The sequence below is a fragment of the Paraglaciecola sp. MB-3u-78 genome, from assembly GCF_002835935.1.
In the GTDB taxonomy this organism is placed as follows: Bacteria; Pseudomonadota; Gammaproteobacteria; order Enterobacterales; family Alteromonadaceae; genus Paraglaciecola.
Genome location: NZ_PJCF01000006.1, coordinates 850,240 through 864,699, shown reverse-complemented (window position 1 = coordinate 864,699; position 14,460 = coordinate 850,240). Strand labels below are relative to the sequence as shown.

At 40.5% G+C, this 14,460-nt stretch carries 14 protein-coding genes; 7 read left to right on the top strand and 7 right to left on the bottom strand.

Annotated elements, in window-relative coordinates:
- Window positions 1–5 precede the first annotated feature (5 nt).
- The 6 genes from CXF95_RS18330 (at window position 6) to CXF95_RS18305 (ending at window position 6,399) form a co-directional block, all read left to right on the top strand.
- Window positions 6–2,204, top strand: a complete 2,199-nt coding sequence (locus CXF95_RS18330; RefSeq protein ID WP_101200008.1) for a marine proteobacterial sortase target protein — start codon at window positions 6–8, stop codon at window positions 2,202–2,204.
- A 23-nt stretch (window positions 2,205–2,227) separates the two neighbouring features.
- On the top strand, window positions 2,228–2,779 hold the full coding sequence (locus CXF95_RS18325) for a class GN sortase (RefSeq protein WP_101200116.1): 552 nt from the start codon (window positions 2,228–2,230) through the stop codon (window positions 2,777–2,779).
- Window positions 2,780–2,958: 179 nt separating this feature from the next.
- On the top strand, window positions 2,959–3,378 hold the full coding sequence (locus tag CXF95_RS18320) for a hypothetical protein (RefSeq protein ID WP_101200007.1): 420 nt from the start codon (window positions 2,959–2,961) through the stop codon (window positions 3,376–3,378).
- 636 nt (window positions 3,379–4,014) lie between these two features.
- Entirely contained in the window at window positions 4,015–4,980 is a 966-nt protein-coding gene (locus CXF95_RS18315; protein WP_101200006.1) for an ABC transporter ATP-binding protein, read from the top strand.
- Window positions 4,973–5,743: an ABC transporter permease gene (locus tag CXF95_RS18310; protein ID WP_101200005.1), complete on the top strand. Its 771-nt coding sequence runs from the start codon at window positions 4,973–4,975 to the stop codon at window positions 5,741–5,743. Before CXF95_RS18315 ends, CXF95_RS18310 begins: the two co-directional genes overlap by 8 nt.
- On the top strand, window positions 5,743–6,399 hold the full coding sequence (locus tag CXF95_RS18305; RefSeq protein WP_101200004.1) for a tRNA (guanosine(46)-N(7))-methyltransferase TrmB: 657 nt from the start codon (window positions 5,743–5,745) through the stop codon (window positions 6,397–6,399). Before CXF95_RS18310 ends, CXF95_RS18305 begins: the two co-directional genes overlap by 1 nt.
- Window positions 6,400–6,418: 19 nt before the next feature.
- Here CXF95_RS18305 and CXF95_RS18300 read toward each other — a convergent pair whose 3' ends face one another.
- On the bottom strand, window positions 6,419–7,132 hold the full coding sequence (locus CXF95_RS18300) for an EAL domain-containing protein (protein WP_101200003.1): 714 nt from the start codon (window positions 7,130–7,132) through the stop codon (window positions 6,419–6,421).
- A 180-nt stretch (window positions 7,133–7,312) separates the two neighbouring features.
- Here CXF95_RS18300 and panP point away from each other — a divergent pair, with 180 nt between their 5' ends.
- Complete coding sequence (gene panP, locus CXF95_RS18295; RefSeq protein ID WP_101200002.1) at window positions 7,313–8,932, top strand: pyridoxal-dependent aspartate 1-decarboxylase PanP; 1,620 nt, start codon at window positions 7,313–7,315, stop codon at window positions 8,930–8,932.
- Between the two features lie 125 nt (window positions 8,933–9,057).
- Here the strand turns inward: panP and panC are convergent, their stop codons facing one another.
- The 6 genes from panC to dksA all read right to left on the bottom strand — a co-directional run bounded on the left by panC (window position 9,058) and on the right by dksA (window position 14,333).
- Window positions 9,058–9,906, bottom strand: coding sequence for a pantoate--beta-alanine ligase (gene panC, locus CXF95_RS18290; RefSeq protein ID WP_101200001.1), 849 nt, complete (start codon window positions 9,904–9,906; stop codon window positions 9,058–9,060).
- Between the two features lie 59 nt (window positions 9,907–9,965).
- Entirely contained in the window at window positions 9,966–10,760 is a 795-nt protein-coding gene (gene panB, locus CXF95_RS18285) for a 3-methyl-2-oxobutanoate hydroxymethyltransferase (RefSeq protein ID WP_101200000.1), read from the bottom strand.
- A gap of 147 nt (window positions 10,761–10,907) precedes the next feature.
- Window positions 10,908–11,405 (bottom strand): 2-amino-4-hydroxy-6-hydroxymethyldihydropteridine diphosphokinase, encoded by a 498-nt coding sequence (folK, locus tag CXF95_RS18280; protein ID WP_101199999.1) that lies wholly within the window; start codon window positions 11,403–11,405, stop codon window positions 10,908–10,910.
- Window positions 11,402–12,697 (bottom strand): polynucleotide adenylyltransferase PcnB, encoded by a 1,296-nt coding sequence (gene pcnB / locus CXF95_RS18275; RefSeq protein WP_101199998.1) that lies wholly within the window; start codon window positions 12,695–12,697, stop codon window positions 11,402–11,404. The genes folK and pcnB overlap by 4 nt, the downstream gene beginning before the upstream one ends.
- Before the next feature lie 163 nt (window positions 12,698–12,860).
- Window positions 12,861–13,817 (bottom strand): tRNA glutamyl-Q(34) synthetase GluQRS, encoded by a 957-nt coding sequence (gene gluQRS, locus CXF95_RS18270; RefSeq protein ID WP_101199997.1) that lies wholly within the window; start codon window positions 13,815–13,817, stop codon window positions 12,861–12,863.
- A gap of 66 nt (window positions 13,818–13,883) precedes the next feature.
- Window positions 13,884–14,333: an RNA polymerase-binding protein DksA gene (dksA, locus tag CXF95_RS18265; RefSeq protein WP_101199996.1), complete on the bottom strand. Its 450-nt coding sequence runs from the start codon at window positions 14,331–14,333 to the stop codon at window positions 13,884–13,886.
- Window positions 14,334–14,460: the final 127 nt, after the last annotated feature.

Here is a 14,460-nt window from a genome sequence, read left to right as displayed (position 1 = left end):
CATCTATGTCATCACTACCTAAACTTGCCGTTGTTAGTTTGGTGGTTATTGCGTTAGGGGCACTGCAATTTGCGGTGCCCGCTTTTACCAGTAAACAAACCACACCTCCCATTTCACAGGCAATAGGATCACTAAGTAAACAACCAAATAGTGATCGAATGAATCACCCCATAAGCGATTATCAAAATGCCCAAAGTGGGACTTTGTATTTTATCCATGAGCAATCTGATCAAGGCGAAACACTACAACAACACTTGCTAAGCCCAGCACTTCAAACCAAAGTTAATATCAAGGTAACAGGTATTGTCGCTCGCACTAAACTGACCCAAACCTTCAAAAATGCCGGTGAAAATTGGGTTAATGCCTTGTACGTATTTCCCTTGCCAGAAAATGCCGCGGTTGACCATTTGCTGATGCGAGTGGGTGAGCGCAAAATAGAAGGGCAAATCAAGGAAAAATCCGCAGCAAAACAGATTTATCTTCAGGCCAAAGCTCAGGGTAAAAAAGCCAGTTTAGTGGCACAGCAACGCCCAAATATGTTTTCTAATACTATCGCTAATATCGGCCCTGGTGAAACGATTGAAGTGACGATTGAATATCAGCAAAAGCTAAACTTTGACCAGCAACAATACAGTCTGCGTTTCCCCATGACCATTACACCTAGATACATCCCCAGTGACAAAGCTGAAGCATCGCCAATACAACCAGAATCCTCTCCAAGCAATAATAGTCAAACCCATACCGATATTGAGTTACAGATAAATTTGCATGCTGGTTTTGAAATACAAGATATTAAAAGTGAATTCCATCCAATCACCTTTAAGCAACTATCAGATGGTAGCCATAATATTCAGATATCAAAAGGTAGCATTGCTAACCAAGATTTTGTTCTAAACTGGCGGCCAAAATTAGGTGCAGCGCCACAGTCTGCCCACTTTACTCAGCAGGTTAACGGTGATGAATACGGTTTGATCATGTTGCTACCTCCCATCAAAACAGAGCCACTAATAAAGACACCCCTGCGGGAGATGATATTTGTGCTTGATACGTCAGGCTCTATGGAGGGTGACGCCATTAAACAGGCAAAAAAAGCACTGCTTTTAGCTATAGAACAATTACAAGCAATAGATAATTTTAATATTATTGAATTTAATAGTTATGCTCAAAACTTATGGAAATTGCCAAAACCCGCAAACTCAAACAATAAATACGACGCCAAACACTTTGTAAATAGTTTATCTGCCAATGGTGGGACAGAGATGGAAAGTGCCTTAAAACTGGCCTTTTCACAGCCTAAGATTGATGCAGCAACTAGTTTGCGTCAAATAGTATTTATTACTGATGGCAGTGTCAGTAACGAAGAATCATTAATGCAGTTGATCCATCTCAAACTCGAAAACTCACGGCTATTTACCGTGGGTATAGGTAGTGCACCTAATAGTTATTTTATGAGTGAAGCGGCCAAGATGGGCAGAGGCACTTTTACCTATATTGGATCGGTTGATCAGGTACAACAAAAAATGCTGACCTTATTAACTAAGCTACAACACCCCGCCATAACCGATATCGAGTTGCAGCTAAATACCGGCACATTGCAATCCAATCAACAGTTAGAGTTTTACCCAAACGTTATAAGCGACTTATATAAAGGCGAACCGTTGGTGCTGAGCTACCGGCTGACAGATGGCATCATTGAATCTAGCAGCTTTAGCAACTACTCATCAAAAGTCCATCTCAGCGCACATTATCAAGGCAAACCTTGGGAAAACGAGCTAGAACTTAACGCTCAAACCAGACAATCAGGCCTTAATGTTTTATGGGCCAGAGATAAAATTAGTCAACTGACTAGGGACAAGCGCCGTGCAAGTATGGGAACAAATAGCTCAGTAGCCGAGCAAGACGAATACAAGTCCCGCATCATAGAAACCGCTATTACCCATCATTTGGTTAGTCAGTACACCAGTTTAGTCGCAGTAGATGTAACCCCAACTCGTCCCTTGAAAATACCATCTACAAATCGAAAAGTAGCGGTTCCTTTACCTCAAGGTATTTCAAATCAGCGAATTCATTCACAAGGTAGTATTCCTCAGACAGCGACTTTAGCGTCACTCAAAATAATAATAGGCTTAATTTTAATTGGATTAGCAATATGTATGCACTTACTTACAAAAAGAAAAACAATATTTCAAAGTTTCTCTTCCTAGTCAGCAAACATAAATGGGTAACCTTGAGTTTATTGCTAGGTGTTTACCATTTTTCGGGCGGAATTTATATCTATGCTAAAGCAGAGTTGGCGCAATACTTAATAGCGGATGCTTGGCATAAAAATCTCAAATCTGATAAACCACACAAACCTTGGCCTTGGGCAGACACACATCCTATTTCTGAACTAATCATTAAGGACAAAAGCTGGTATGTGTTGGCTGGGGCAAGTGGCAGGAACTTGGCCTTTGCACCTAGCCACCTTAGCTCAACACCTGAACCGGGAGAAAAAGGAAACAGCGTAATTGTAGGCCATCGTGATACGCAATTTAACAGCCTGAAAAGATTACAAAAGGGCGATATTATCGAAGTAAAAACCACACACAAACGTCAGCAATTCAAAGTGACTATGCTGCGTATTGCTCTACATTCACAGTTGGAGTATGTGCTAAATAACAACAACAACGATTCATTCGATGTTGACCAACCCAGCATAACCTTGGTCACCTGTTATCCCTTTGACAGTGTGGTACCTAACCCAACGCATAGATATATTGTGCGAGCAATCCCGATATAATATGATTATGTCGTCAATTAAAGACATAAATACCAATTTCACCTGAAAAATATAACGTAAGATTTATAAACAGTTTACTTTTCAAAGTCTTAAAAATATGGAACGGAATTCGCTAAAGGATTTTTCTAAGAGCGCATTAAGCGAAACACGATTCATTAATAACTCAACAAGGAATAATAATGACTTTATCAAAAACTACCCTAGCAATAACATTAGCCGCACTCAGTATTGGGCTAAGCGCTTGCACTGATAATCAAAAGGAATCAGCACAGGAAGCAGAAACAGAAGCCAAAGAAATGGTGACTAAAGCAAAAGAAAAATCATCAGAGTTATATGACAAAACCAAAGAAGGTGTATCTAAGCTTGCCGACAGCGCAGCAGATATGGCTGGTGATGTAAAAGAGAGCACATCCGAGGCTTATGACGAAGCCAAAGATGAGGCCAGTGACGCATACGATGCTACAGCCGAAAAAGCTTCTGATGTTATGGACGCTACTATGGACAAATCAGCAGAGTTAAAAACTGACGCAGCTGAAAAACTAAAAAAAGCATGTATCGCAACTAAGAAAAAATTAGGTCAAGATCCTGAAGACTGTTAATTAAGTAGTCTGTAATTAGCGACAAAAGGGCGTTCTGCCCTTTTGTTTTTTTGGCTAGTCAAAAAGTGAACTCATTTCAATTATCTCTTACCCACATCTAAACTGAATTATTGGCATATCTAATATTATATTTGCCACTTCAAGCAGTAAAAATCAGTACTGACAAAATAATTAGCCTGCCAACAATAGCTTACTTAACCTGAACACGGGTTAAGACGTGCCGCTTCCTTCAAAGTAATCTTAATAAAAACAATAGGTTAGAATGTTACTATTTATTTAGCAGCTTATTTAATGCATCCAGTGCTGATAGTATTATGTTTATCAAGGCGAGCTTGTGAAGGAATAGCCAGCTATTGTGAGCAAGTTCAACGAAGATAGGCGCAATAATAGCGGTGCTGGACGGTATGGATTATCCCGAGTTCAGGTTACTTACTAAACAAACCTAAAACAATTCACTCATAAGCTTGAATTAACCACAGTAGACACAATATTATAATCCCAAAGTGATTCAATTCTGCTCTAAAAAATAAAGCACACTTTACAAACTTTAATCGATAGAATTCGTTACGCGGACACCTGCTAGCTATATGCATAGGTATATCGCAGTTTCGATTCACACTTTATCTGGCAGTCAACATGAACGCACTGAGTATCAAAGGATTAACCAAAACCTATAAAGGCGGTACCGAAGCCTTAAAAGGCATTGATTTAACGGTAAAGCAAGGGGATTTTTTTGCTTTACTTGGGCCTAATGGTGCCGGTAAATCAACTGCCATTGGGATCATCAGCTCGCTGGTAAATAAAACCCAAGGAGACGTTGATGTATTTGAGTATTCGTTAGCGACTCAGCCCATAGAGGCAAAGTCTTGTATTGGTCTAGTGCCACAAGAATTTAATTTTAATCAATTCGAACCCTTAATACAGATCATGCTAAATCAAGCAGGCTATTATGGCGTACCTAAAAACATTGCTAAGCCCAGAGCTGAAAAGTACCTCAAACAACTCGACCTATGGGACAAGCGCGATTCACCTGCCAGACAACTTTCTGGGGGCATGAAAAGACGATTAATGATCGCCAGAGCGCTAATGCATGAACCTAGAATGCTCATTCTTGACGAACCGACAGCTGGCGTAGATATTGAAATACGTCGCTCCATGTGGTCTTTTTTACAAGACATTAATCGACAAGGTGTGACGATTATTCTTACCACACACTATCTCGAAGAAGCTGAAATGTTATGTCGCAATATTGCCATTATTGATAAAGGTATCATTGTCAGGAATAGCAGTATGAAGGCCATACTTGCTACCTTGAATATTGAAACCTTTGTGCTGGATTTATCTAAGAACTTACGTTCTTTAACTTTAGATGGCTTTGAAAGCCGGTTAGTTGACGAGCATACTTTAGAAGTCGATGTGCCTAAAGAGGCCGGTCTCAATTCAGTTTTTGAACAGTTAACTCAAAAAGAGATACAAGTATTAAGTATGCGAAATAAATCAAATAGATTAGAAGAGCTATTTGTAAGAATGGTCGAATCTGGTAGATCCTCAAAAGACGCTAGTTCAACCACAACACAAGTGGCAGGAGACGCCAATGAATAGCCTCAATATGGTGGCCCTTAGGACAATGTGGCGCAAAGAGTGTTTACGTTTTTTAAGAATTTGGATCCAAACTCTGCTTCCACCTGCCATTACCATGTCACTATATTTTGTGATTTTTGGTAATTTAATAGGCAGTAGAATTGGCAACATGGGCGGCTTTAGTTATATGGAGTTTATAGTACCCGGCTTAATCATGATGGCGGTTATCACCAATGCTTACTCGAATGTATCCTCTTCTTTTTACAGCGCCAAATATCAGCGAAATATTGAGGAGTTATTGGTTGCCCCCGTTTCAAATTGGATAATTATTGCTGGCTACGTAGGGGGGGGTGTCGCCCGAGGAATGTTGGTTGGCATTATCGTCACCATAGTATCGCTCTTTTTTGTAGATATACATATTCACAATTTGCTGATTATTTTTATTACTTTATTGTTAACCACAGTATTATTCTCTACTGCGGGACTGATTAACGGCATCTTTGCCAATTCATTTGATGATGTGAGCATTGTACCCACCTTCATTCTCACACCATTAACTTACTTAGGCGGCGTGTTTTACTCATTAAGCTTATTACCTGAATTTTGGCAGTGGGTGAGTAAAATCAACCCTATAGTGTATATGGTAAGTGGCTTCAGGTTCGGTTTTCTAGGCGAGTCAGATATTAATTTCTATGTGTCCTTGGCCATATTAATAGGCTTTAACGTGGTGTTACTTGGTTGGGCTTATTCTCTGATCAATCGCGGTGTGGGCATTCGTAGTTAATGCAACAACAATCACGCACTATCAGTACCAATCAAACGGGTATTCATCAGAATTTGCACAAGGTTGTGACTCGCCAACTCGCCTGTGCAAGTCAAAAGCCACTATCAGTCCACACTCAACAAGCCTTTCAAGATGCCATTACTTGGCTCGGAGGTTGGCAGGGAGATCTTATATTAGACTCTTGTTGTGGTGTAGGTGAAAGCACCGTGAATATTGCCCAGGCGCATCCAAATGCTCGAGTAATAGGTATTGATAAATCCGCTTTACGCACAGACAAACACCAAGCTTACGCAAGCACTTTAGAAAACTACCTAGTGTTACGGGCAGATCTCAGTGATTTTTTAAGATTACTCGTTCTATCTGATAAAAAATTAACTAAACACTATTTACTGTATCCCAACCCCTACCCAAAATCGGCACATCTGCAGCGCCGGTGGTATGCCTCATCGGCATTAAAGGACATGTTGAAATTGGGTGGAGTACTTGAAGTCAGAAGTAATTGGCAGTTATATATACAAGAGTTTTCTGCGGCTTTAGCTATTGCCAATGTCAGTAACCAAATTGGTGTATTTGCGAGTGATACAGCAATCACCCCTTTCGAACGGAAGTACTGGCAAAGCGGACAAAATAGCTGGCAACTGTTGGCAAAGTTATAACAAGATAAATAAGAAAAATTTACTCTGCTTTTGCCTTAGGTTGGCTAAAATAAAAGCCCTGAGCGTATTTAATACCCAGTTGCTTGACAACCTTTAATGTTTCTTGGTTTTCAATTCGTTCAGCTATTACCACGACCTTATTGTTAGCAGCAGCACTGATGAGGCCTTTTACAAAATCTTGGGTTGCTGCATCACTTGTTGCCTTATCAAATAAAGTAGCGGATACCTTTATTGCAGATATGGGTAATGCGAGTATTGCCTGCAAATCCCACTCTTGGGTATCGAAATTGTCTATTACAATATTGATACCCAAGGCACCACAAATTTTGGAAAACTGACTGAATTTGACACTATCAACTAGTGCGTTTTGTGCCGTTATTTCAATAGAAATCCGTTTGGGATTGGGATAATCCTCAAGTTGAGATTGAAGAAATTTGAGGGTGTTTGAGTCAGTCATATCCGATAAACTCAAATTGATGTTCCAAGCCATGTTGATATCTCTAAAATATCGGGCACTACGACTAAACACGGTTTGGGTCAACTGAGCTACTGATTGCTGCCTTTCAACCAAAAACAAAAATTCTTTAGGTAAAAAACTATTTTGATCAAAGGTTAAAAGTCGCGCTAGACATTCATAACTCCAAACTGCGTTATTCTTTAAATCCATGATGGGTTGAAAAAAGGGCACTACGTTATCTAAGTTAAAACTATCGGTTACTTCAGTAACTTGCATACAAAGGCATACTTCTTATGTCGTGTATTTGGACAATATAACAACAATTTAGCAATTACCAGATTATTACCCATTACTGATTTTATTTACTCTTTAGTTGGGAGATGTAAGCACCTATTGTGTATAGCAAAAATTAAGGTAAAATGCGCCAGTCGAACGTTTTCAGATAGGGTTACAATAGTGGGCGGAGCTGAGGTTAGTTTAGAACATTTGTACAAGGTATTTACTATGCCTGAAGGCAAAGATTCTAAACTTGCACAGATTGAACAACACCTGTCTGATAATTTGTCAGATTTTCTGTCACAACATGTTGTGACTAAGGTGAACTCTCTGGCACAAATTGAAAAAAGTTTCGCTGAGTATTCGGTACCTGAGTCTCCTGAGTTCGTGTCGAAACATGCTGAAGACCTCTTAGATAAGTTAGTCGCTAACTCTGTTAATACCTATTCCCCCAGTTTTATTGGTCATATGACCTCAGCACTGCCGTATTTTCATCTACCTTTGGCAAAACTATTGGTGGGATTAAACCAAAACTTAGTGAAAATCGAGACATCTAAAGCCTTCACTCCACTTGAGCGTCAAATGCTCGGCATGATGCACGAATTGGTTTATAAGCAGTCTGGGGATTTTTACCATACCTACTTACACAGCGCGAACCATGCTTTAGGGGCCTTTTGTTCTGGTGGGACAATTGCCAACATCACGGCTTTATGGGTAGCAAGAAATAAAGCCCTACCTGCCGCAACTCAATTTAAAGGTGTGGCTCAGGAAGGTATGGCAGCAGGAATGATGCATTATGGCTATAAAAAAATGGGCATTATTTCATCGAAACGCGGCCACTATTCGTTATCTAAAACAGTTGATATATTAGGTTTAGGCCGACAACAAATGATTACCATCGACTGCCCTTCACAACGTTTATCTGCTGAAAAAGCTTTAGCTGTGGGCAAACAATTTCAAGAAGATGGTAACAAGATATTAGCTATAGTGGGTATCGCAGGAACAACTGAAACAGGACATATTGATCCCCTGGACGAGCTAGCCGATGTAGCAAAAGAACTAGGTTGCCACTTTCATGTGGATGCAGCTTGGGGTGGAGCAACCTTGTTTTCTCACGACCATAGAGGTTTGCTTAAAGGAATTGAGAAAGCAGACTCTGTGACCATGGATGCCCATAAGCAGATGTATGTACCAATGGGCGCTGGCATGGTGCTATTCAAAAACCCCAATGACAGTAACGCAGTACGCCATCATGCCCAATACATTCTTCGTGCAGGATCCAAAGATTTAGGTGCTACCACATTAGAAGGTTCGCGCAATGGCATGGCTATGATGGTATATGCCTCTTTGCATATATTTGGCCGCCAAGGTTATGAACTGCTCATTAACCAAAGTATAGAAAAAGCCAAAATCTTTGCCAGAATGATCCAGTCACACCCAGACTTTGAACTTATCACGGCTCCCACTTTATCTCTGTTGACCTACAGAGTGAATCCTGAAGATGTTCAAACAAAAATGAAAATGCAACCGAAAATTGGTCATGCGTTAAATATGGAATTGGATAATCTGACCGTAAGTGTACAAAAACAACAAAGAGAGGCAGGTAAGTCATTTGTCTCGCGCACCAGGTTAACAACTGAAACATATCCAGGCCAAGCGATTACAGTATTCAGAGTAGTATTGGCTAATCCGTTAACCACAGAAACAGACTTACAAAATATACTGGATGAACAAATTGCCATTGCCAGTAATACTAAAGTTTGGAAAAAACTTTGTATGAAACATAAAAAAGCAAGCTAGGTTAGCTTGCCTATAACCCTTTCTTTTAAACCCCGGGCGTCTGCACATAGCCCTCTTACCTTACCCCTTAAAGTCCCGCTGCATCCACCATTTTGAGGTGGCATGGGTATGAATTTCAATTTTTTTTACAACCTAATCTGCAAATTATCAATCAAACGGGTTTTTCCTAAAAATGCCGCGGCTAATAGCACCAAATAATGGTCTTCATGACCCGGCTGCAACAAGTTTTCTACATTACGGATTTCAAGATAGTCAGGACTAAACCCTAGCTCAGCTAATTGTAATTTGTATTCTTGGGTTAGGTTTGAAAAATCCCTACGACCCAATTGAATCTCAGTGGCTAATTGTTGCATTTTTTTATAGAGAGTAGGCGCTAACTTACGCTCTATATCGCTTAAATACTGATTCCTTGAACTCATCGCCAAACCGTCATTATCTCTGGTCGTCGCCATGCCAAACACTTTTAGGTTCATTGATAGGTCGGTTACCATCGCCTTGATCACCTGTAATTGCTGAAAATCTTTTTCACCAAAAAAGGCCAAATTAGGTTGCACCATATTAAACAACTTACACACTATGGTGGCCACACCACGGAAATGTCCTGGGCGACTGGCACCACAAATCATATAAGATAAACCAGGTACTTCAACAAAAGTTTGTTGCTCTAACCCTCTGGCATATATATCGGTGGCTTTAGGCATAAATAGCACATCGACACCTAATTCTTCCAATAAACGGCTATCGTTTTGTAACGTTCTAGGGTAAGCATCTAAATCTTCATCAGGACCAAATTGCATTGGATTGACAAAGATAGACACCACCACAATATCTGCTTGTTTCTTGGCTTCACGTACAAGGTTTAAATGGCCTTGATGCAAGTTTCCCATAGTAGGAACAAATGCAATCACCTTGGCACTGATTTGCCAAGTACGTCTGATTTCACGTAGATCTAAAATGTCACTGATAAGTTGCATAGTACTTAATTACTTTAATAATGAGTTGTTAGTAAACACTGAAAGAATATGAGCGGGCACTAATTAAAACTGTGCTCATCTGAGGGGAAACTCCCATCTCGCACTTCTTGAATATACTGGCTCACAGCCTCACGCATATTATTAGTTTGCTGCAAATAATTCTTGGAAAATTTAGGCATATAGTTTGCGCTGATACCAAACATATCGTGCATCACTAAGATTTGCCCATCTGTTTGCGCCCCAGCCCCAATACCAATAACTGGAATACTCAGGTTTTGGGATATTTTGGCAGCTAAGTCTGTTGGAATGCACTCCAGAACTAATAACTGTATACCTGCTTGTTCTAATTCTTTGGCCTGCTCAAGGATATTTTCAGCTTGTCGGTCATCGCGACCCTGCACTTTAAATCCTCCAAATACATGCACTGACTGTGGTGTTAGACCTAAATGACCACACACTGGTACACTGCGTTCGTTCAAGCCTTTAATGGTATCCAATAACCAACTACCACCTTCTACCTTCACCATACTTGCCCCTGCACGCATTAGATGGGCAGCACTTAAAAAGGTTTGTTCTGGGGTTGAATAGGACATAAAAGGCATGTCTGCCACGACAAAAGCTCTTGCAACACCCTTTTTTACAGAGCGAGTATGATAAGCAATTTCTTCAAGGCTAACGCTTAATGTATCGTCATCACCTTTTAGCACCATGCCAAGTGAGTCGCCAATCAACAAAACATCGATGCCTTGTTCATCAAACAATTTTGCAAAACTTGCATCGTATGCGGTCAAAGCAGTGATTTTAGTATTCTCTTGCTTCATTTTTAGCAAGCTTGAAGTCGTTACTTTTTTCATTAGATTTGCTCCAATTTTTTGATGTCATACAAAAATACTATTTACTGCTAATTCTATTTGCTGCTAAAACTATTTACTGCTAATTCTATTTACTACTTAAGTACAGTACCAAAGGTTAACGCACTATTCGGATTTTTTTCTGAATTTCTAAATGAGTACCGAGTGTGCCATTTTTTGTAACCCATTTATCGGACATGCCATTACAAGATCGGCTAATTTCTCACCACAGGGTAAAATCAAATCGGGGGCGATTTCGAACAGCGGGTAAAGTACAAACTCTCTTTGTTGCATACCAGCGTGCGGAACCCTTAGGTGTTCGTTATCAATCTGCTGTTGACCAAACAACAGCAGATCCAAATCTAGGGTTCTAGGCCCCCAACGATTAGCCTTGCGTATTCGACCTTGTTGACTTTCTATCAATTGCGTCTGCTGCAATAGGGTGTCTGGCGAAAGTGCGGTTTCAATCAGTGCCACAGCATTCACATAATCGGGTTGATCTTGTGGACCCATGGGTTGGCTTTTATACAGGCTTGAACACTTAATCAACACAGTGTCAGCTAATGTTGCTAAGCGACTGCAAGCGGCCTGTATTTGCTTTTCAGGCAACCCTAGATTACTGCCTAAGCCAATATAAACCTGAATCATACTTTGGGTTTAGGTTTCTTACGATTACGTCTTGGGCGTCTGGCAGGGGCACCTTCCTTTTCACGTAGAACTTCTAACATTGTCTTACGTTGCTCTTCGTCTGCCTCTTGGAAGTCAGTCCACCATTCAGCAAGTTCCAATAAATCGCCCCCTTCGATCTGACCACGCAGTAATAAAAAGTCATAGGCGGCTCTAAATTTTGGATGCTCAAGCATTTGATATGCTCTGCGACCATAACGCTTAGGTAAACGATTTTGTAACTGCCAAATTTCCCGGATAGGCGTGCTAAAACGTTTTGGGATCATAATCCGTTGAATTTGGCGATGCATAACATCATTTAGCGCAAGATTAAATGCGTCAAAATGATTCAATCCACCTTCAACCATTAACTGTTGACAACGCTCTTCTAATGGATACCACATAAATGCAGCAAAAATAAACGCAGGCGTCACTCTTTGCCCTGTATTAATACGATTATCAGTGTTAGTTAGCACTTGCTCTACAAATTGATTCTCGCGACTTCCTGGTTGCAACAATAAAGGTGCTAGTTGCGGAAACAGCGGTTCAAATAAATGAAATTCTGACAATAGTTTATAGGTAGCTAAACCCTGCCCCGATAACAATAACTTAAGTATTTCTTCAAATAATCTGGCAGGTGGAATGTTTGCCATTAATGGCGCCAAACGTTTAATCGGTTCACCACTCTGAGGGCTGATATGCATATCAAGCTTGGCAGCAAACCTCACAGCTCGTAGCATTCTAACCGGATCTTCACGATAACGGGTTTCAGGATCGCCTATGAGTGTAATTTCTTTATTTTTGATCGCTTGCATGCCGCCTGCAAAATCGCTGATCGAATAATCGGCGATATTGTAATACATAGCGTTGATGGTGAAATCTCTGCGTTGTGCGTCTTCTTCAATGCTACCAAATACGTTGTCCCGTAGTAATTGACCGTGGTCGCTTTGTTTACTGACTTTAGTCTCGCCTTCATCATTATTTTCATGATGACCACGAAAAGTAGCGACTTCGATAACTTCTCGGCCAAAAACAATATGCGCTAACCTAAATCTACGTCCAATTAATCGGCAATTTCGAAACAGCCCTTTAATTTGTTCTGGTGTGGCATCAGTAGTCACGTCGAAATCTTTCGGCTCTTTGCCTAATAATGCATCCCGCACACAGCCGCCGACTAAATATGCTTGATAACCGCTATTGTGCAGGCGATAAAGCACTTTAAGTGCATTTTCACTCATTGAATCACGAGAAACTGAATGCTCTGCACGGGGAATGACAGTCGCAACGAGTGTAGCGGACTTGTCTGGGGTTTTTGTGCGCAGAGCGCTCCTGACTTTGTCAATTACGCGAGAAATAATATGCTGTGCTCCTTGTTTGGACCTGTTGTGCTTTTATCTTTTATATCATTCTGATTTAAGCGGAAAATTTCGGCGCTAATCATATACTGTCTGCGTGCCCAATTCTATTGTCAATACACTCTGTTTTAGCAGGTATCTTTCGCAAGTCCCATTCACAGATAGCCCAATTCAATATATTTTGTACTGATCCCCGTTGCAACTCTTTGGTGGGTAGAATACCGAAAAATCCAAGTGCATTTATCAGGTTAGCACGGGCATCCTTGGTATTTATTTCACGTGCATGATTTTGTTTGCTAAGTTTTTTACCTGGTTCGGTCACCACTACAGGAAAATGTAAAAACGTCGGTGCTGGACGATCAAAAGCTTGATATAGGGCAAGTTGAAACAATGTTGCACCTAATAAATCGGCACCACGTGCCACTTGCGTTATCCCTTGCTGAATATCATCAACCACCACAGCCAACTGATATGCAAACAGATTATCCTTACGCTTGATAGCAAACTGTGCAGGTATATCAAACTTGGGAAAGTTGACTTGGCCTAACAACTCATCATAAAACCCTTGATGAATATTATGATGTCTGAATCTTATCGCACTATTTTCATTGTTAAGGCTTTTAATGTTTAGTTTTAGGTCAGCGCAAACACATGCTTGGCCAAACTTTAGGCTAACCAAATGAGCACGGCTACACTGACAATGATAAGTGAAACCTTGCTCAGTTAAGTACTGAATTTTTTCATTATATAAATCGCTTCTGTCACTTTGGTAAACAACGTCATGGTCCCAAAATAAATGATGCGCTTCAAGACACCGCAGAATAGATTCACTCGCACCCGCAACTTCCCGCGGGGGGTCAATATCTTCTATTCTTAGTAACCATTGTCCATTTTGACTTTTTGCTTGTAAAAAACTGCCTAACGCAGTGACCAAAGAACCAAAATGCATTTGACCAGATGGAGATGGTGCAAATCGGCCAACGTAGCCACCGTTAGATGTCACGTTTTTTAAATGAAGGGATTTGAGTGCAGTAGCCATAAACCGAAATTATCACCCCAAGTAACTGATTAAAGAATTAATAGCGACTTGGGGTAGAAGGCAAGATCAGCCCTGAAGTTGTTTTTCTTTGATTTCTGCCATAGTTTTGCAATCGATACACATATCTGCTGTAGGTCTTGCTTCCAGACGACGTACGCCAATCTCGATTCCACATTCATCACAAAAACCAAAATCGTCTTCATCAATACGTTTAAGCGTTTTTTCGATTTTTTTGATTAATTTGCGTTCTCTGTCGCGAGTACGTAACTCAAGACTAAACTCTTCTTCTTGAGCTGCACGGTCGACAGGATCAGGGAAATTAGCCGCCTCATCTTGCATGTGGTGCACAGTACGGTCTACTTCTTGACGAAGTTGATCGCGCCAGGCTTTCAATAATAAACGAAAATGCTCCATTTGCTTTTCGTTCATGTACTCTTCGCCTTTTTTCTCCTCGTAAGGAGTCAAACCGGCTAGGGCTAATAATCCAAGTGTTTTATTCGTTTTGTCTGTTGGCATATGCCAATTCTCCTAAACTACGGCATGAGCTGTTTTGTGCAAGCGGCTATGTATATCAAAAAGCCGTAACACAGGCAATCACTTGCTCTTAACATCTTCCGTTATAATGAAAACAATTTTTCTAGGA